A 16,215-nucleotide genomic window follows, 5' to 3' on the forward strand; every position below is an offset into this window, starting at 1 on the left:
GGACCACGGGCGCCGGTCACCGTACCGGCCCTGCCCGCGATGCCTGATGGGTAATCAGGAGGCGGGGTGGGCCGGCCGGGAGAGGCGCTCCCAGAGGTTTTCCAGATGCGTGTGCACGACCTCCCGTGCCTCCTGCGGCCCGAGGTGGCCGATGAGGACGTGCGCGGTGAGGCCGTCCGCGAGGGCGAGGAGTGTGCGGGCCTCGACGAGCGGATCGAACGGCGCGGCACCCTCTGGGCCCCCGGCGTCCTCGGCGCTTTTCGCGGCTTCTGCGGCGAGCCGGGCGAACACCCCTTGCAGGGCCGCGTAGTTCGACCGGAGCGTCCGGGCGAGAGACTCGTCCACGGCGGCCTGCGCGAGGAAGGCGAGCCAGACCCTGGCCTCGGCGCGGTGCGCCTCGTCGAGCAGCGACACCTCGGCGGCCGCGTGCCCCAGGGCGGTGCGGGCCGACTGGGCCGGGCTCCTGACGAGGCGGGCGCGCACCCGCTGGCCCACCTGCTCGCCGATGTGGCCGAGCGTGAACACGAGCATCTCCTCCTTGGTGCGGAAACACCGCTGGACGGCGCCCATCGACACCTGCGCGCGGGCGGCGACGTCGCGAAGGGTCACGCCCTCCAGCCCGTGTTCGTCGGCGAGGCGGCAGACCGCCTCGGCGATGAGATGACGCCGGCCCGCGTGATCCACCTGCTTGGGCATGTCCGGCCGCCTCCTGTCCGTGTCCCCGGTCGTTTCCGGGGCGCAGTTTATTCGATGCACCCGTATCGGTTCCGGGGTACCGTTCCGATACAGGCGCATCGGAACGTGTGCCGGAGGAGACCGCGCGCCGTCCGGGCGCGCGCCGGGGAGGAAGGAACCGCCGTGCGGGACCCCTTGTGGAAGATGTCCGCCACCGAGCAGGCGGAGGCGGTGCGCACGGCCGGGATCTCGGCCGTCGAGCTGATCGACAGCCACCTGGAGCGCATCGCCGAGGTGAACCCGCGGGTGAACGCGGTCACCCAGCTCCTGGCGGAGCGGGCCCGGGCGGACGCGGCGCGGACGGACCGGCGGCGGGCCGCGGGCGAGGAGCTGGGGCCGCTCGCGGGCGTGCCGTTCACGGTGAAGGAGAGCACCCCAATCGAGGGCGTGCCGACCACGTTCGGCGCGAAGCGGTTCCGCGACCTGGTCGCCCGGGCCGACGCGCCCCCGGTGGCGCGGCTGCGCGCGGCCGGGGCGATCCCCATCGGGCACAGCAACATGCCGACCCTGATCCTGGCGGGGATGCACACCCGGAGCGAACTGTTCGGCGACACGGCCAATCCGTGGCACCCCGGCCTGACCCCGGGCGGCTCCAGCGGGGGCGACGCGGCGGCCGTCGCCACGGGCATGGCACCGCTGGGGCTCGGCAACGACTCCGGGGGATCGGTGCGCGTCCCGGCCCAGTTCTGCGGCGTGGCCGGATTGAAGCCGTCCACGGGCCGGTTCCCGGCGGACCACCGCGTCCTCGGCCCGGACGACCCGGGCCCGGCCTCCCAGATGCTGGTCACCGACGGCCCGCTGGCCCGGAGCGTGGCCGACCTCCGGCTGGCCTACGAGGTGCTGGCCGGGACCGACCCGCGCGACCCGAGGGCCGTGCCGGTGCCCCTGCGCGGCGAACCGCTGCCCGGCCCGGTGCGGGTCGCGGTCGTGGCGGACCCCGGCGGGCACGGCGTCCACCCCGCCGTGCGCGGGGCCGTCCGGGCCGCCGCCGACGCCCTGCGCGACGCCGGGTACGAGGTGTGCGAGGTGGAGGACGTGCCCCGGATCGACGAGGCGCTCGACGCGTACGGCCGGATCACCGTGACCGAGTTCGCCCCCACCTGGCCGGTGGTGCGCACGCTGCTCGGCGACGGCGGGGACCGCTACATCGCGAGGGCGATGGAGCGGACGCCGCCCGCGAGCGCCGACGAGCTCATGAAGCTGATGGGCACCTGGATGGGCATCCGCCGCTCGTGGGCCGAGTTCCTCGACACGTACCCGCTGCTGCTCGGCCCCTCGTTCACCGAACCGCCGGTCGAGCCGGGGCTGGAGTCGCGCGACGACGCGGGCCGGGACCGGGTCGGTTCGGGCATGCGCCTGTGCACCGTGACCAGCTTCGTGGGCGTGCCCGCCGTGGCCGTGCCGACGGGCCTGGCCGACGGGCTCCCCTGCGGGGTCCAGATCGTCGGACGCGCCTTCCGGGAGGACCTGTGCCTGGACGCGGCCCGGGCGGTCGAGGACCGGCTCGGAGTGCTCACCCCGATCGACCCGCGCCCGGCGGGCCCGACCGGCTGACCCGGGCCGCCCGGCCGCGGCGCGTGCCGGACCCGCGCGCCCGGCACGACCCGGACGGCGGGCCCGGCCGTCGCGGCTCGATGAGCACCTCGGCCCCGGGAATACCCGCAGGCACGCGGGCTTTGCTGTTGCTGTGGCGGCCGGTCCGGCCGCCGGTACCGGGAACAGGAGAGGGAGCCATGCCCCAGGCGTACGTGTTCACCCGCAACGGCGGACCGGAGGTGGAGGCACTCGTCGAGCGGGACGTGCCGGTGCCGGGGCCCGGCGAACTGCTCGTCGCGGTCCGGGCGGCCGGGGTCAACCCGGTCGACTGGAAGCTGCGCACGGGGTACGTCAGGCCGGGCGGCGAGCGGCAGCCGTTCCCCACCGTCTTCGGCAGCGAGGCCGCCGGGGTCGTCGAGGCCGTCGGGCCGGGGGTCGAGGGCTTCGCGGTCGGGGACGAGGTCTTCGGCAACCCGGTGGCCGGCGGGTACGCCGAGTACACCCTGCTGCCCGTGGCGGTGACGGCGCACAAGCCGGCCGGACTGTCGTTCGTCGACGCGGCGGTGCTGCCGGTCGCGGCGGCCACCGCGTACGACGGCATCCGGCAGCTCGGCCTCGCCCCCGGCGCCACCCTCCTCGTCACCGGGGCCGGGGGCGGAGTGGGGACGGCGGCGGTGCAGCTCGCACGGCACGAGGGCGTCCGGGTCGTCGGTGTCGCGAGCGCCGCCAAGAAGGACTTCGTCGAGTCGCTCGGCGCGGTCCACGTCGACTCCGGTCCCGGCTTCGCCGAACGGGTCCGGGCGGCGGCCCCCGAGGGCATCGACGCGGTCTTCGACCTGGTCGGCGGCGACACGCTCAGGGCCGCGGCCCCGCTGCTCGCGGACCCGGCCGCACTGATCAGCGCGGGCGGCAAGCCGCTGGCCGTGGAGCTCGGCGGGGCGGCGGTCGCACGGGCCCGCACCCGCGCCGTCCTCGAAGCGGTGGCGGACCTCGCCGTCACCGGAGTCCTGCGGGCACGGGTGACCCGGACCTTCCCGCTGGCGGAGGCGGAACGGGCGCTGCGTGCCGTGGAGGACGGGCACGTGCTCGGCAAGGTCGTGATCGAGGTGGCCCGATGAGCCCCCGGTCCTCCGCCGGCCCGCACCCGCTGGACAACCCGGTCCGCGCCGCGCTGACCGGCCCGCACGGCCACTTCGCCGAGCGCCGCGGCCGCATCCTGCGCTACCCGGTGGACGTGGCCCCCTGGGTCGCGCTCCCGGAGGAGCCGCAGGCCGAGGACTGGGCCGACGCCGCGGCGCTCGCCGGACCCGGGGGCGCCATCTCCATCACCGCCTTCCGGGAGCCGCCGCCGAAGGACTGGGAGGTCTTCTTCGACGCCGAGGGCGTCCAGCTCGTCGACGCCGGGGTCGAGGCCGCCCCGTTCCCGCAGGCCGTACGGCTCGGACCCGCCGACGTGCCCGACATGCTCGCCCTGGTCGAGCGCACCCGGCCCGGACCCTTCCTGCCCCGCACCGTCGAACTGGGCACCTACCTCGGGGTCCGGCGCGAAGGGGTGCTCGTCGCGATGGCCGGCGAACGGCTGCGCCTGCCCGGCTGGAGCGAGATCAGCGCCGTCTGCACCGACGAGTCGGTACGCGGCCAGGGGCTCGGCACCGGCCTCGTGCGCGCCGTCGTCCACGAGATCGGGCAGCGCGGCGAAACGGCGTTCCTGCACGCCGCGGCCTCCAACACCGACGCCGTCCGGCTCTACGAATCGATGGGATTCGTGCTCCGCCGCCGGACGTCCTTCCTCGGGGCGCTCGTACCGGAACACGCCGTGCCCGCCGCACACTGACCCGCCCGCCCCGAGGCCACGACGCCCGGCAGCCGACGGCATCCGCCGCCGCCCGGACCCCGGCCCCGGAGGCGTCAGGAGGGGGACCTTCGGCCCGAAGCGTCCGGGCCGAAGGTCCGTACCCGCTTCGCACGGGGACCTTCGGCAGGGGCCGACGGGCCGTAAGCCTCGTGATCCGCCCCCTCGGACCGGGTGGACTGGAGACGGACGCCGGCACGGGGCCGGCGGAGCGCGGGAGGAGTCAGCTGTGACGATCGGGCGTCGCCGGCGTCGGCGTGCGACACGTGGAACGGCACTCCCGGGCACGGCGGACGCGGGGGAGGCCGCCGCACGCGCGCCGCGGGTCGGCAACCCGGCGCTGTTCGCGGGGCTGGCCCTGCTGACCGCCCTGGTCGTCCTCCTGGACATCGAGACCGGGACGGACCTGCACCTCGTACCCCTGCTGGTGGTCGTCCCCGCCCTGGTCTCCGTCTTCGGGACGATCCGGCAGACGGTGGGAGTGGCCACCTGGACCATGATCGTCGTCGTCTGCTCGCGCCTGGTCACCGGCGGGACGTTCTGGGACGTCACCATCGGCGTCGCCTTCACCGCGCTGGCCTGTTTCCTCGGCGTCGGCTCGTGCGCGCTGCGGATCCGCCACGCCGCCGAGATAGCCAGGCTGCGCTCCGCCGCCGGCGCGCTCCAGCGCCAGATCCTGCGCCCGCTGCCGATCCCGACCGAGCAGGTCCTCGCCCACGGCATCTACACGCCGATCGAGGAGGACGGCCTGGTCGGCGGCGACATCTACGAGGTCGTCGAGTCGCCCTACGGGACCCGGGTGATCATCGGGGACGTCCAGGGCAAGGGGCTCGCCGCGATCGGGGCGGGCTTCGCCGTGCTCGGGGCGTTCCGGGAGGCGGCCATCCGCGAGCCCGACCTGACGGGGGTGGTCGATGCCCTGGAGGACGCGGTCGCCCGGCACAACGCGTTCTCCGCCCAGACCGGCGAGACCGAACGCTTCGTCACCGCCCTGGTGCTCGGCCTCGACGGGAGCGACCGGGTCCGGGCCGTCAACTGCGGCCACCTGCCGCCCCGGCTGCTGCACGGGGACACGGCCCGCGCGCTGCCGCTGCGCCGCACGTCCGTCCCGCTGGGCATGGCGGAGCTCAGCCCCGAGGCCAGAGCCTCGGAACCGCTGGACTTCCCGGCCGGCGCCACGCTCCTGCTCTTCACCGACGGGGTCACCGAGGCCCGCGACGCGTCCGGCGCCTTCTACCCGCTGGACGCCCGGCTGCCCCGCTGGGCGGGACTGGAGCCCTGCGCGGTACTGGACGCGCTCCACGCGGACCTGGAGGCGTTCTCCGGCGGCGTCCGGCGGGACGACATCGCCGCGCTCGCCCTGCGCCGGACCACGGTGGCCGAATCGCGCCGGACCGGGGACCCGGGGCACGGTGCCCGCCGGGCCGCCGAGGTGTTCAGCGCCCGTTGACCGCCGGAGCCCGGGGAGCGGCCGGTGCCGTACGCGGCCGACACCTGCGGGAGAAGCACGGAAGGGCGCCCCGCGGACGTTCTCCATGGCACGGCACGGCACGGCGCACCGAAAAATGTCCCGACGAGACTTGTGTCGCGTCGGGACATTTTCAGGTGTACGGTACAACCATGAATCCGGAACGGAAGAGCCCGGAACGGCGGAGCCGCAAGGCCCGCAGGACCCGGGACGCACTGGCGCAGGCCGCGTCCGAGCTCGTGCTCGAACGGGGACTGCGGGAGGTGACGGTCGAGGAGATCGCGGAACGCGCGGACGTCGACCGGCGCACCTTCAGCCGGTACTTCACGAGCAAGGAAGCCGCGGTCCTGGACTCGGTCCGGGGCGACGGCGACCGGATCAACGAGGCCCTGCGGGCCCGTCCCGCCGGCGAACCCCCGCTCACCGCCTACCGCCGCGCCGTGCACGACTGGCTCGACGACCCCGGCGCGCAGGCGTGGCACCGGCGCGCCGGGATCTTCGACCTGCTGGTCCTCGCCGAGCGGGAGCCGACCCTCTACGCGGCGTTCCACCACATCCGGGTGGACGCCCAGGAGGACTCGATCGCGATCGTCGCCGAGCGGCTCGGAGTCGATCCGGACCACGACCTGCGCCCCGCCGTCACGGTCGCCGCGGGCGCCGGGGCACTCCTGGCGGCCCAGGCCGCCTGGGCGCGGGCCGGACAGCGGGAAGACCTGCCCCGACTGGTCGGGCAGGCATTCGACGCCCTCTCCGGGGAGCTGCTCACGCCGCTTCCCGCCGGACCGGCGCCGCACAGCACCACGGAAGGAAACGCACCGTCATGAGCACCCCCCTCACCCCCGCCGACCAGGAGTTCGCCGGCCGGACCGCCCTCGTCACCGGCGGAGCCTCCGGCATCGGCCTCGCCGTCGCCCACCGCCTCGCCGCCGGCGGCGCGAGCGTCGTCGTCGCCGACCACGACGAGGACGCCGCCCGCAAGGCGGTCGCCGAGCTGGAGAACGCGGGCGCCCGGGCCGCCGCGGTCGCCATGGACGTGACCGACCCCGCCTCCGTCGAATCGGGCGTCCGGTTCGCCGTCGACACCTTCGGCGCCCTGCACCTCGCCGTCAACAACGCGGGCATCGGCGGTCCCAGCAACCCCACCGGCGAGTACGCGGTCGAGGACTGGGACCGGGTCGTCGCCACCAACCTCAGCGGCGTCTTCTACTCGATGCGCCACGAGATCCCCGCCATCGTCGCCGCGGGCGGCGGCGCCGTCGTCAACATGGCGTCGATCCTCGGCACCAACGGCTTCGCCGGCTCGCCCGCCTACGTGGCCGCCAAGCACGGCGTCGTCGGACTCACCAAGACGGCCGCCCTCGAATACGCGGCGCGGAACGTCCGCGTCAACGCCGTCGGCCCCGGCTTCATCGACACGCCGCTGCTGCGCAACACCGACGGCCCGGCCCGCGACCACCTCGTCTCGCTGCACCCCGCGGGACGCCTCGGCACGGCCGAGGAGGTCGCCGAACTGACCGCCTTCCTGCTCTCCGACCGCGCCTCCTTCATCCACGGCAGCTACCACCTGGTGGACGGCGGTTACTCCGCCTCCTGAGTGGCGGCACGACCGACGGGGGTGAGCAATGGAACGAAGCGAGCGAGGAGAATCCCATGAAGGCAGTCCAGTACCGCACCGCCGGCGCGGCACCCGAGGTCGTCACCGTGCCCGACCCGGAACCGGGCCCCGGACAGGTGCTGATCGAGGTCACCGCCGCGGGCGTCTGCCACTCCGACATCGCCGTGATGAGCCAGCCCGCGGAGCAGATCCCCTTCCCGCTGCCGCTCACCCTCGGCCATGAGGGCGTCGGCACCGTGGCCGCCCTCGGCGACGGCATCGACGGCCTTCCGGTCGGCACGCCCGTCGCGGTCTACGGCCCGTGGGGCTGCGGCACCTGCGTCAAGTGCGCCGAGGGCAAGGAGAACTACTGCCTGCGCGCCAAGGAACTCGGCATCATGCCGCCCGGACTCGGGGCGCCCGGCGCCATGGCCGAGTACATGATCGTCGACGACCCGCGCCATCTGGTGCCGCTCGGCGACCTCGACCCGGTCCGGGCCGTACCGCTCACCGACGCCGGGCTGACCCCGTACCACGCCATCAAGCGCTCGCTGCCCAAGCTGGTGCCGGGGGCCACCGCCGTCGTCATCGGCACCGGCGGCCTCGGCCACGTCGCGATCCAGCTGCTGCGCGCCATGACGGCCGTCAGGGTCATCGCCCTCGACGTCTCCGAGGACAAGCTCGCCCTCGCCCGCGCCGTCGGCGCCCACGAGACCGTCCTGTCCGACGAGAACGCCGCGGCGAAGATCCGCGAACTGACCGGCGGGACCGGGGCGCAGGTCGTCCTCGACTTCGTAGGGGCGCCGCCCACCGTCGCCACGGCCGGGGCCTCGGCCGCCATCGACTCCGACGTCACCGTCGTCGGCCTCGGCGGCGGGGCGCTGCCGGTCGGCTTCGGCTCCCTGCCGTACAACACGACGGTGACCTCCCCGTACTGGGGCTCGCGCTCCGAACTCGCCGAGGTGCTCGAAATCGCCCGCACCGGAGCGGTCGAGGTGCACGTCGAGACGTACGGCCTGGACGAGGCGCCGCTGGCGTACGACCGACTGCACCACGGCAGGATCAACGGCCGCGCGGTCATCCTCCCCAACGGCTGAGCGGACCGGATCCGCCTTCCCGCGGCCGGGGCGAATCCGCCCCGGCCGTGCGCCGTGCGCCGTACGGCCGGGGCCACCGGCCCCCGCATCCCCACCCGGGGCGCGCGGGCCGTTGCCCCGGCCGATGTGCGCCGTCGCACGCCCTTTCACGCTCCGTCGCACTACCCCGACGATGAACTCCTGTACCGCAGACACCCGTTCCGGCCGTGCCGCAACGCAGACGGGAGATCTCCATGGGACAGCAGCCGATCGTCATCGACCCCGCGGGGCGCGACATCCACGGCGAGGCGGCGGAATTCCGGCGCCACGAACCGGTCGCCCCGGTCGAACTCCCCGGCGGTATCAGGGCATGGGCCCCCGCCGGATTCGACGTGCTCAGGCAACTCCTCACCGACGACCGCGTGTCCAAGGACCCGAACCGGCACTGGCCGGCCTGGCAGGAGGGAAAGCACCGGGACGGCTGGATCAACAACTGGGTGGGCGTGACCAACATGTTCACCGCCTACGGCGCCGACCACCGACGGCTGCGCGGGCTCGTCGCGCCCGCCTTCACCAAACGGCGGACGGACGCGCTGCGGCCCCGTGTCGAGGAGATCACCGCGACGCTGCTCGACCGGATGGCCGCCGTTCCCGACGGCCGGACCGACCTGCGGGCCGCTTTCGCCCACCCACTGCCGGTGGCGGTCATCTGCGAGCTCTTCGGCGTCCCCGAGGACCGGAGGACCGACAGCGCACGCCTCGTCGGCGAGATCTTCGACACCACCGCGACGCCGGAGGCCGCCCTCGCCACCCTGCACGAGGCGTACGCACTCCTCACGGGCCTGGTCGCCGCCAAGCGCGAGCGGCCCGCCGACGACCTCACCAGCGTCCTGATCGCCACCCGGGACGAGGAGGGCTCCCGCCTCACCGAGGACGAACTCGTCGACACCCTCCTCCTGGTCGTCTCCGCCGGCCACGAGACCACCGTCAACCTGATCGGCAACGCCGTCCACGCCCTGCTCACCCACCCCGAACAGCTCGCCCGGGTACTGGACGGAGAGTTCTCCTGGGACGACGTCATCGAGGAGACCCTGCGCTGGTCCCCGCCGGTCGCCAACCTCCCGCTGCGCTACGCGGTCGAGGACATCGAGCTCCCCGGCGGAGCCACCCTCGTGCGCGGCGACGCGATCCTGGCCCCCTACGCCGCGGCCGGCCGCGACCCCCGACGGCACGGCCCGGACGGGGACCGCTTCGACGTCTCCCGGGCCGACAAGGAGCACCTCTCCTTCGGCCACGGCGTCCACTTCTGCGTCGGCGCCCCACTGGCCCGGCTGGAGGCGTCGATCGCCCTTCCCACCCTGTTCGACCGCTTCCCCGGCCTGTCCCTGGACGAGGGGGCGGCACCGGCCGAGCCGCTGGAGTCCTTCATCTCGTACGGCTTCGCCACCCTTCCGGTGCGTCTCGTCTGAAATGCCCGCCCGGCTCCTGCCGCCGTGGACGTGCCGTCTAGGGTGCGGACATGACCTCGCAGCGCTATCTCTCCGAACTGTTCTCGCTGGACGACCGGGTCGCCGTGGTGACGGGCGGCAGTTCCGGGATCGGCCGTGCGATCGCCGGTGCTCTCGCGCGGGCGGGCGCGCGGGTCGTGATCGTGGCGCGCAAGGAGCCGGAACTGGCCGCCGCGGTCGACGAACTGGTCGCGGAGGGCTGCCGGGCGGCCTGGGTGAGCGCCGATCTGAGCACCCGCGACGGAGTGCGGGCGGCCGCGGAACGGGCGGCCGAGGTGTTCGGCGAGCCCGACATCCTCGTCAACAGCGCCGGGATCAACCTGCGGCCGCCCATGGACGAGCTGGGCGAGGACGTGTGGGACGCCACGATGGCGGTGAACCTGGAGGCGCCCTACCTGCTGGGACAGCGGTTCGGGCCCGGCATGGCCGAGCGGGGCTTCGGACGGATCATCCACGTCACCTCCCAGCAGGCGCACCGGGCGTTCGTCCAGAGCGGCGCCTACGGGGTCTCCAAGGGGGCGCTGGAGTCGCTGGCCCGTTCCCAGGCCGAGGCGTGGTCGCCGCACGGCGTCACCTGCAACACGCTGGTGCCCGGCTTCGTCATGACCCCGCTCAACGCACGGCTGTCCTCCGACCCGGAGAAGGTGGCCGCGCTGGCCGCGCGCACGATGGTCGGCCGCAACGGCCTGGCCGAGGACTTCGCCGGAGCGGCGGTGTTCCTGGCCGGCCGTTCCTCCGGATACGTCACCGGACAGGCGATCTTCGTCGACGGCGGACTGTCCGTCCACTGAGCCCGGCACACGCCGTCAGGACCGGGCCGGGCAGTCGGTCCGCGGGGAGTTCCCCGTGAGGGTGCGCGAGGGCGTCCCCGCGGACGTGATCAGGAGGAGGCCGGCCAGGTGTTGTCATCACAGACGGCACAGGCAGGTGGGTCTCACGTGCACCGGCACGGTCGGACGGGCGGCGGCCATGACGGCTCCGTATGCCTCGGCCGGTCCGGATGCCGCACGAGGATGCTGCGGCATCCGGACCGGCCGGGGCAGGCAGGGAGGGACCGGACGGCCCGTCCTTCCCGGGTGCGGCCCCGCCCTATGCTGGGCGGATGTCCGCCGACGGAGTGCCGCCGAACAGCCGGGGCAGTGAGAAGCCCGGCACCGAACCGGAGTTGCCCGCGACCCTGCACATCGCCGGGCTCGCGCTGAGCCGGGTGGAGAGCCCGCCCTCACTGGCCTGCTGGAGCGGCGATTTCCCGGTACCGGCGGGCGCCGACCCGGCCGGGGTCAACCTGGTGATCGAACCGCCCGCACCGCCGCAGCCGGCCACCCTCCGGCGCGCCCACGATGTCGTGAGCCGGTTCGACGTCCTCGTCGCCCGGGCCGTGGAGTACTGCCGCGTCCGGCTCCGGGAGGAGCGGTACGGACTCACGGCCGAGGAACTGGACCGGCTGGACCTTCCGGAGCCGCCGTGGGGACTCCCCGAGGCAACGGTGTGGAACGACCGGAGCTGGATGATCCGCTTCGCCGAGAGCGGGCTCGGCATGGGCGACCCGTACGGAATCCTCGTCACCTTCGACGGGACCCGGCCCGTCGACGTGCAGGGCGCCGACGACGAGTGACGAACCGCCCGCCGGACCGTCGGCCCCCACGACCCGACGGCCCGTCAGGAGGCTGCCGGAGCCGGGCGACGGCCGGCGTCGACCGTTGAATACGGTGGGGGCGGACCGTTGTCGAGCGGGAGGGCGAGAGAACGTGGATGTGTACGAGGCCGTGGAAAGCCGCCGGGCCGTACGGGCGTTCAGCGACGAGCCGGTGGCTGTGGAGACGCTCGAACGCGTGCTGTCCGCAGCCGGGCGGGCCCCGTCGAGCGGGAACCTCCAGCCGTGGCACGTGTACGTCGTGACCGGCGACCCCCTGGCCGAGCTGAAGGAACGCGCGACGGCCAGGGCACTGGCCGGGGACCCGGGCGACGAGCGGGAGTACCCGATGTACCCGGCCGACCTGACCCCGCCGTATTTGGACCGCTTCGCCGCCGCGGCCGCCCAGCGCTACGCGGCGCTGGGGATCGAGCGCGACGACCCCGAGAGGCCCAGGAAGATCGCCGCCTTGAACACGCGGGCGTTCGGGGCGCCGGCCGTCCTGTTCTGCTACCTCGACCGCGCGATGGGGCCCGGACAGTGGGGGGACGCGGGGATGTACCTGCAGACGGTCATGCTGCTGCTGCGGGCGGAAGGGCTGCACAGCTGCCCCCAGGTGATGTGGACGATGTACCGCGAGACCGTCGCCCGGGCGGTCGGGGCAGAGGACGGGCTCACGCTGTTCTGCGGGCTCGCGATCGGATTCGAGAAGGAGGGCGTGCCGCCCCTGCGCACCGGACGGGCGGACATGACGGAGACCGTGAGCTTCATCGGCGCGTGATCACCGGGAGAACCGGGCCGCCCGAGTACCCCGGGGCCCGGGCCGGAGGTACGGCGCCCGAACCGATGACGTGTCCGCCGCGCGGGCCAACGGCCGCCCGCCGCACCGGGGACGAGCCGCCGAAGACCCGGGGGACGGAGAGTCCGACGTACTCGCCCCTGGCGCCCCGCCGTCGTGAGCGAACACCGGTCCGGTGACGTACCTGCCGGGGAACCCTTCCGGACTCTCTCCCGCGAAGATCGTTGTCGTCATCGGACCGACGTGCCCTGTTCGCCGTGCGGTTCCCGATGCCCTCTGGTGCGCGACGACGCGCACGGCCATGCTGTCCGCCGACAGCATGCGCCGCCCGCAGGAAGGGCCGTGCAACCCGCGTGATCCCAGGAGGATTTGTGGTTCTTGGCACAACCGGCCGGGCGACCGGACCACGAGGAAGGGCCGCGCGCGGGCGCGGGACGGCGACACGATCGCTCGTGCTGCTCGCGACCGTGTCCGCGATGACCGTCGGTACGATCGCCCCCGCCCTCGCCGACCCGAACCCCGATCCCCGCCCCCGCACCGCCGCCGAGATGCTCAGACCGGTCGCCCCGCCGCCCGCGAGCAACCCGGCGGGGGAGCCCCGGTCGGTCGCGGACGGGGACGGCATCGAGACGGCACGCACCTCCCGCCCGATCGCCCCCGGCATCCGCCTCGACTCGTACGACCGGCTCGAATCCGACAAGTGGCTGCGGGTCGACCACCTCTCCGTCGACCTGGGCGGCGGCGAAGTGCGCGCCGACTACCTCTCCTCCGGCAAGGTCTCCGACCGGCACACCGTCTCCGAACTCGCCGCCGGACACGACGCGGGCCGCGGCCGCCGCACCGTCGCCGCGATCAACGCCGACTTCTTCGACATCAACCAGACCGGCGCACCCGAGGGGATCGGCATCAAGGACGGGGCCACCGTCCAGTCGCCCGCCCCCGGCGTCAACCGGGCCGTCGGCATCGGCCCCGACAGCGCGGGCCGGGTCCTGAACCTGTACTTCGAGGGAACGCTCACCCTGCCGGCCGGGGAACGGCCGCTCACCGCGTACAACGCCGCCAATGTGCCGTCCGGCGGGGTCGGCGCGTACACCTCGGCCTGGGGAACCGCCGACCGTGCCCTGACCGTGGACAACGCGCGCCCGGTCGCCGAAGCGACGGTACGCGACGGCAAGGTCGTCTCCGTCTCGCACACCCCCGGATCGGGCGCCGTCCCCGACGGCACCACCGTCCTGGTCGGCCGCGAGGCCGGAGCCGCCGCACTCGACGCCCTGAAGCCCGGCGACCCGGTCTCCCTGACCTACCGGGCGCGCACCGACGCCGGGGCCGTGCCGCGCACCGCCGTCGGCGGCCGGGAACTCCTCGTCGTCGACGGGGTCGCGCAGAACCACGACGGCCAGGGCAACAACACCGCCGCGCCCCGCACCGCCGTCGGCTTCTCCAAGGACGGCCGGACCATGCAGGTCCTCACCGTCGACGGACGACAGGCCGACAGCGGCGGCGTCACCCTCACCGAACTCGGCCTGATGATGCGGCGCGCCGGTTCGTACAGCGCCCTCAACCTGGACGGCGGCGGATCGTCGACCCTCGTCGCGCGCGAACCCGGCAGCGACGACCTCCGGGTGGAGAACAGCCCGTCCGACGGCAGCGAACGCACCGTGCCCAACGGCCTCGCCCTCACCGCCCCCGACGGCAGCGGCCGGCTCAAGGGCTTCTGGGTGCAGCCCCGCACGCCCGCGGCCACCGCACCCGGCGTCGACCCCGTCAGGGGCGGCCACCCCGACCGGGTCTTTCCCGGACTCACCCGACGCCTCGCCGCGACCGGGTACGACGAGACGTACGGCCCGGCACGGGGCACCCCGCGCTGGCGCACCGCGCGGGCCTCGGTCGGCACGGTCGACGGCGGCGGGCTCTTCACCGCACGCCGCGGCGGCACCATCACCGTGAGCGCCGCGCAGGGGCCGGCGCGCGGCAGCACCACCCTGACGGTCCTGGACGCCCTGGCCCGCATCCAGCCCACCACCCAGCGGGTGGGGCTCGCCGACGCCGAGGCCACCGGCACGTTCGGCATCGTCGGACTCGACGCCCACGGCACCAGCGCCCCCGTCGAACCGCGCGACGTCGCGCTCGACTACGACCGCGCGCTCTTCGACATCCGCGACGACGGCCGGGGCTCCTTCACCGTCGCCTCGCGCACCGGCTCCGGCGCCGGACTGATCAGGGCGACCGTGGCGGGCACCACCACCGTCCTCGCCGCCGGTGTCGGACTCACCGAACAGCCCGTCTCCTCCTTCGACGACGCCGGGTCCTGGAAGTTCAGCCAGGCCCGCGCGAGCGGATCGCTGGAGGCCACCCCCGACGGCCGCACCGGCACCGGACTGCGGATCCGCTACGACTTCACCGGCTCCACCGCCACCCGCGCCGCCTACGCCACCCCGCCGGGGCCGGTCACCGTGGCCGGCCAGCCCCAGTCGTTCAAGCTGTGGATCAAGGGCGACGGCAAGGGCGCCTGGCCGACCCTGCACCTCAAGGACGCCGCGGGCTCCGACCAGTTGCTGCGCGGCCCGTACGTCACCTGGACCGGCTGGCGGGAAGTCACCTTCGCCGTGCCGCAGGGAGCCGCCATGCCGCTCTCCGTGCACCGCTTCTACCTCGCCGAGACCGCGGCCGCCAAGCAGTACACGGGCGACATCGTCATCGACGACCTCACCGCCCAGGTGCCGCCCACCGTCGACCTTCCCGAACAGGCCGCGCCCGCCGACGACCTGATCGACACCGCGGCCGTGACCGGGCGCCGGGACTGGCGGTTCGCGGTGATGTCCGACGCCCAGTTCGTCGCCCGCGACCCGGACAGCGCGATCGTCGCCCAGGCGCGTCGCACCCTGCGCGAGATCAGGGCGGCCCGCCCCGACTTCCTGGTCGTCAACGGCGACCTGGTCGACGAGGGCGCGCCCGAGGACCTGGCCTTCGCCCGCCGCGTCCTCACCGAGGAACTCGGCGACGCGCTGCCCTGGTACTACGTACCGGGCAACCACGAGGTGATGGGCGGGAAGATCGACAACTTCGTCGGCGAATTCGGGCCCGCCCAGCGCACGTTCGACCACAAGGGCACCCGCTTCGTCACGCTCGACACCTCCAGTCTCAGCCTGCGCGGCGGCGGCTTCGCCCAGATCCGGCAGCTGCGCGCCCAGCTGGACGCGGCGGCGAAGGACCGCGCCGTCGACTCGGTCGTGCTGATCGAGCACGTGCCGCCGCGCGACCCGACCGTGCAGAAGGGCAGCCAGCTGGGGGACCGCAAGGAGGCGGCCCTGATCGAGCAGTGGCTCGCCGACTTCCGCCGCACCACGGGCAAGGGCGCGGCCCTCATCGGCAGCCACGTGGGGGTCTTCCACGCCTCGCACGTCGACGGGGTGCCGTACCTGATCAACGGCAACTCCGGCAAGGCCCCGGCCGGGGCCGCGGACGAGGGCGGATTCACCGGCTGGTCGATGGTCGGCGCCGACCGCGTCACCGCGGGCGAGCAGGCCGCCGCCCGCCTGAGGCCGTGGCGGGGCGGACCCGACTGGGTCTCCGTGCAGACCCGGGCGCACGTCGACGCACTGAACCTCGACGCGCCCCCGGTGCTCGGCACGGGAAGCCGTACGAAGGTGACGGCGACGGTCACCCAGGGCAGCCGCGCCGTCCCGGTCGGCTTCCCGATGGCCGCGGACTGGACCGGCTCCCCGAACGTCCACATCGGTGACCGACACGGCGCCCGCCCCCGGCACACCGCGGTCCTCGACCCGTCCACCGGAACGCTCACCGCGCTCCGGCCGGGCACGATCACCCTCGCCGTGACGGTCAACGGCACGACGCAGCGGACCCAGGTCAGGATCACGGCGACCGGGGCCGCACCGGCGGCCTGACGTCCGGAGACCCACCGGCGGCCCGCCGCCGCCCGCGCCCACGACCCGGCACGGGCGGCGCCGGGCCGAACCGGCCCCGGCACGGTGTACGGGCATGCCGAGTCCGAAC

The 16,215-nt window shown here is 74.5% G+C and carries 13 protein-coding genes; 12 read left to right on the forward strand and 1 reads right to left on the reverse strand.

Features of this window, described 5'->3' with window-relative positions; translation table 11 throughout:
• Window positions 1-54: 54 nt before the first annotated feature.
• Window positions 55-696, reverse strand: coding sequence for a TetR/AcrR family transcriptional regulator (locus tag ACFYW1_RS24385; RefSeq protein ID WP_388996928.1), 642 nt, complete (start codon window positions 694-696; stop codon window positions 55-57).
• 162 nt (window positions 697-858) lie between these two features.
• Here ACFYW1_RS24385 and ACFYW1_RS24390 point away from each other — a divergent pair, with 162 nt between their 5' ends.
• The 12 genes from ACFYW1_RS24390 (at window position 859) to ACFYW1_RS24445 (ending at window position 16,106) form a co-directional block, all read left to right on the forward strand.
• The gene (locus ACFYW1_RS24390) at window positions 859-2,289 is read left to right on the forward strand and encodes an amidase (RefSeq protein WP_388996931.1); all 1,431 of its coding nucleotides are present in this window, start codon (window positions 859-861) and stop codon (window positions 2,287-2,289) included.
• Window positions 2,290-2,468: 179 nt separating this feature from the next.
• A complete protein-coding gene (locus tag ACFYW1_RS24395) occupies window positions 2,469-3,389 on the forward strand; it encodes an NADP-dependent oxidoreductase (protein ID WP_388996934.1) in 921 nt (306 codons plus the stop codon).
• Window positions 3,386-4,105: a GNAT family N-acetyltransferase gene (locus ACFYW1_RS24400; protein WP_388996937.1), complete on the forward strand. Its 720-nt coding sequence runs from the start codon at window positions 3,386-3,388 to the stop codon at window positions 4,103-4,105. The genes ACFYW1_RS24395 and ACFYW1_RS24400 overlap by 4 nt, the downstream gene beginning before the upstream one ends.
• A gap of 247 nt (window positions 4,106-4,352) precedes the next feature.
• Window positions 4,353-5,573, forward strand: coding sequence for a PP2C family protein-serine/threonine phosphatase (locus tag ACFYW1_RS24405; RefSeq protein WP_388996940.1), 1,221 nt, complete (start codon window positions 4,353-4,355; stop codon window positions 5,571-5,573).
• 170 nt (window positions 5,574-5,743) lie between these two features.
• Complete coding sequence (locus ACFYW1_RS24410; RefSeq protein ID WP_388996943.1) at window positions 5,744-6,415, forward strand: TetR family transcriptional regulator; 672 nt, start codon at window positions 5,744-5,746, stop codon at window positions 6,413-6,415.
• Complete coding sequence (locus ACFYW1_RS24415) at window positions 6,412-7,185, forward strand: SDR family NAD(P)-dependent oxidoreductase (protein ID WP_388996946.1); 774 nt, start codon at window positions 6,412-6,414, stop codon at window positions 7,183-7,185. Before ACFYW1_RS24410 ends, ACFYW1_RS24415 begins: the two co-directional genes overlap by 4 nt.
• A gap of 56 nt (window positions 7,186-7,241) precedes the next feature.
• Window positions 7,242-8,282 carry an NAD(P)-dependent alcohol dehydrogenase gene (locus tag ACFYW1_RS24420; RefSeq protein ID WP_388996949.1) on the forward strand — a complete coding sequence of 347 codons (1,041 nt, stop codon included), beginning with the start codon at window positions 7,242-7,244 and terminating at the stop codon, window positions 8,280-8,282.
• A gap of 233 nt (window positions 8,283-8,515) precedes the next feature.
• Entirely contained in the window at window positions 8,516-9,730 is a 1,215-nt protein-coding gene (locus ACFYW1_RS24425; RefSeq protein WP_388996952.1) for a cytochrome P450, read from the forward strand.
• A 50-nt stretch (window positions 9,731-9,780) separates the two neighbouring features.
• The gene (locus ACFYW1_RS24430; RefSeq protein WP_388996955.1) at window positions 9,781-10,560 is read left to right on the forward strand and encodes an SDR family NAD(P)-dependent oxidoreductase; all 780 of its coding nucleotides are present in this window, start codon (window positions 9,781-9,783) and stop codon (window positions 10,558-10,560) included.
• Between the two features lie 311 nt (window positions 10,561-10,871).
• Entirely contained in the window at window positions 10,872-11,384 is a 513-nt protein-coding gene (locus ACFYW1_RS24435) for a hypothetical protein (RefSeq protein ID WP_388996958.1), read from the forward strand.
• Window positions 11,385-11,517: 133 nt separating this feature from the next.
• The gene (locus ACFYW1_RS24440; protein WP_388996960.1) at window positions 11,518-12,183 is read left to right on the forward strand and encodes a nitroreductase; all 666 of its coding nucleotides are present in this window, start codon (window positions 11,518-11,520) and stop codon (window positions 12,181-12,183) included.
• 494 nt (window positions 12,184-12,677) lie between these two features.
• Window positions 12,678-16,106 carry a phosphodiester glycosidase family protein gene (locus tag ACFYW1_RS24445; protein WP_388996963.1) on the forward strand — a complete coding sequence of 1,143 codons (3,429 nt, stop codon included), beginning with the start codon at window positions 12,678-12,680 and terminating at the stop codon, window positions 16,104-16,106.
• The last annotated feature ends 109 nt before the right edge of the window (window positions 16,107-16,215 follow it).

The organism is Streptomyces sp. NPDC002669 (genome assembly GCF_042889165.1).
In the GTDB taxonomy this organism is placed as follows: domain Bacteria; phylum Actinomycetota; class Actinomycetes; order Streptomycetales; family Streptomycetaceae; genus Streptomyces.

Bases quoted from the DNA above. Each gene is read 5' to 3' on its own strand.
- ACFYW1_RS24410 (WP_388996943.1), top strand. From the start codon at position 5,744: ATGAATCCGGAACGGAAGAGCCCGGAACGGCGGAGCCGCAAGGCCCGC.
- ACFYW1_RS24435 (WP_388996958.1), top strand. From the start codon at position 10,872: ATGTCCGCCGACGGAGTGCCGCCGAACAGCCGGGGCAGTGAGAAGCCC.
- ACFYW1_RS24420 (WP_388996949.1), top strand. From the start codon at position 7,242: ATGAAGGCAGTCCAGTACCGCACCGCCGGCGCGGCACCCGAGGTCGTC.
- ACFYW1_RS24425 (WP_388996952.1), top strand. From the start codon at position 8,516: ATGGGACAGCAGCCGATCGTCATCGACCCCGCGGGGCGCGACATCCAC.
- ACFYW1_RS24400 (WP_388996937.1), top strand. From the start codon at position 3,386: ATGAGCCCCCGGTCCTCCGCCGGCCCGCACCCGCTGGACAACCCGGTC.
- ACFYW1_RS24385 (WP_388996928.1), bottom strand. From the start codon at position 696: ATGCCCAAGCAGGTGGATCACGCGGGCCGGCGTCATCTCATCGCCGAG.
- ACFYW1_RS24430 (WP_388996955.1), top strand. From the start codon at position 9,781: ATGACCTCGCAGCGCTATCTCTCCGAACTGTTCTCGCTGGACGACCGG.
- ACFYW1_RS24395 (WP_388996934.1), top strand. From the start codon at position 2,469: ATGCCCCAGGCGTACGTGTTCACCCGCAACGGCGGACCGGAGGTGGAG.
- ACFYW1_RS24415 (WP_388996946.1), top strand. From the start codon at position 6,412: ATGAGCACCCCCCTCACCCCCGCCGACCAGGAGTTCGCCGGCCGGACC.
- ACFYW1_RS24445 (WP_388996963.1), top strand. From the start codon at position 12,678: ATGACCGTCGGTACGATCGCCCCCGCCCTCGCCGACCCGAACCCCGAT.